Consider the following 1,797-nt stretch of genomic DNA (forward strand, 5'->3'; position numbering starts at 1 on the left):
ACCAATAAAGCTGAGAGGGAATCCGAACTAGGGAAGTATTCGGAGGTCTGTGCCAGATTGTGTCTCGATGCGGTAGTCTCTACTTGCGTCGCCTAAATTGGTTTAGGCAAGCCCCGTCCCTTTTAGGGCGGGGTTAGTGACAATTATCCCTTGCTAGGCTAGGCTAAGGGCATTATAATCCCTGTCCCCCTCGATCGACTACAAAAGATAGCTTCGCACCGCTGCCACTAGCCTTTCTGTCCAAAAATTGGCTAATTCTAGGGTTTCTGCTTCCACCATCACCCGAATTAAGGGTTCTGTCCCGGAAGCGCGCACCAAAATTCTGCCTTTTTCTGCCATAGCTGTCTCAGCTTTGCGGATTTCTCGCCGCAAAGGTTCACATTGCTGCCAATTACGTCGCACTTCTCTATCTTCCACCCGCACATTGCGTAAAATCTGCGGATAGGTGACAAAGCTATGATCGACTAAGTTAGCCAAGGAAACCGCCGATTTCTGCACTAAAGCCGCTAAATGTAGGGCGGTTTGCATTCCATCCCCAGAAACCCCGTAATGATGGCAGAGAATATGACCGGATTGTTCACCCCCTAGCATGGCTCCAGTTTCCCACATTTGCGCCTGAACGTGCTGATCGCCCACGGCAGTCCGCAAGAATTGACCCCCCAGTTTTTGCCAAGCGCGTTCAAAACCTAAATTAGCCATCACCGTTGCTACTAATAACCCATCGGGTAGCTGTCCGGCTTCTAAGAGGGAACGACCCCAAAAATAGAGGATATAATCGCCATCTACTACTCTACCTTGACTATCCACGGCCAGGACTCGATCGGCATCGCCATCGAAGGCAAACCCTAAATCCGCTTGCTGATTAATCACCGCCGCCTGTAAGCTTTCTAAATGGGTAGAACCACAATTAACGTTAATGCGATCGCCGTCGGCTCGATCGTGTAGGCAGATAACTTCCGCCCCCAAGGTTTGGAATACTAAAGGTGCTAGGTTAACGGCTGCCCCCCAAGCCAGATCCAAAACTATTTTTAATCCCGATAGGTTAATATCCCTCCCGACGGAATCAATGACAGCTTGATAATATTTTTGGATTAATTCGGGACAAAAAGTCGCTTTTCCCCAATTTTCTGGTTTATCTGCTAATTCTAAATTGCCTCTTAAACCCGCTTCTATCTGTGCCGCTAAAGTGCCAGATAATTTTAAACCGCTGCTGTCAAAAAATTTAATGCCGTTATCTTCGGGAGGATTATGACTGGCAGAAATCATGATCCCCCCCATCGCTTCGCTTTCTCTGGTTAAATAGGCGACGCAGGGAGTGGGACATAATCCCAGTTGCCAGACTTCTATTCCCGCCCAAGTTAAACCCGCAGTGATAGCATTGGCTAACATATCACTGGAATTACGGGAATCTTGACCGATAATTACTGGTTTGGTGACACCAGCTTGATTTTTTAATACCTGTCCTGCCCAAAATCCGATTTGTAGCGCTAGGGGGGCAGTTAATAATTCTCCCACTTGGCCGCGAATTCCGTCCGTGCCAAACAGGGGTGATGACGGTAATTCGATCAAACCCCCTAAGGATAACAGGGGATGCGATCGAGTTTTTTGCCCATTTTGATACGACAGAGAAGCTACCATGGCCGATTCCTTTCCTCACACAACACACTCAGAGGATAACATGATCACCGATTTTTTAAAATCAATGTTCCCAGTTGACCTTAATTCTCTTTCCGGGGTTCCTTACATAGGGTGTGGGGTGTGGGGTGTGGGGTGTGGGGTGTGGGGTGTGGGGTGTGG

1 protein-coding gene is annotated in these 1,797 nt (G+C 48.3%); it reads right to left on the bottom strand.

Annotated elements, in window-relative coordinates:
• Positions 1–198: 198 nt before the first annotated feature.
• Positions 199–1,638, bottom strand: coding sequence for a phosphoglucosamine mutase (gene glmM / locus PX482_RS23050; protein ID WP_288123077.1), 1,440 nt, complete (start codon positions 1,636–1,638; stop codon positions 199–201).
• Between the last annotated feature and the right edge of the window lie 159 nt (positions 1,639–1,797).

Origin of the sequence: Microcystis sp. M53602_WE12 (assembly GCF_030065455.1) — a bacterium.
Lineage (GTDB): Bacteria > Cyanobacteriota > Cyanobacteriia > Cyanobacteriales > Microcystaceae > Microcystis > Microcystis aeruginosa.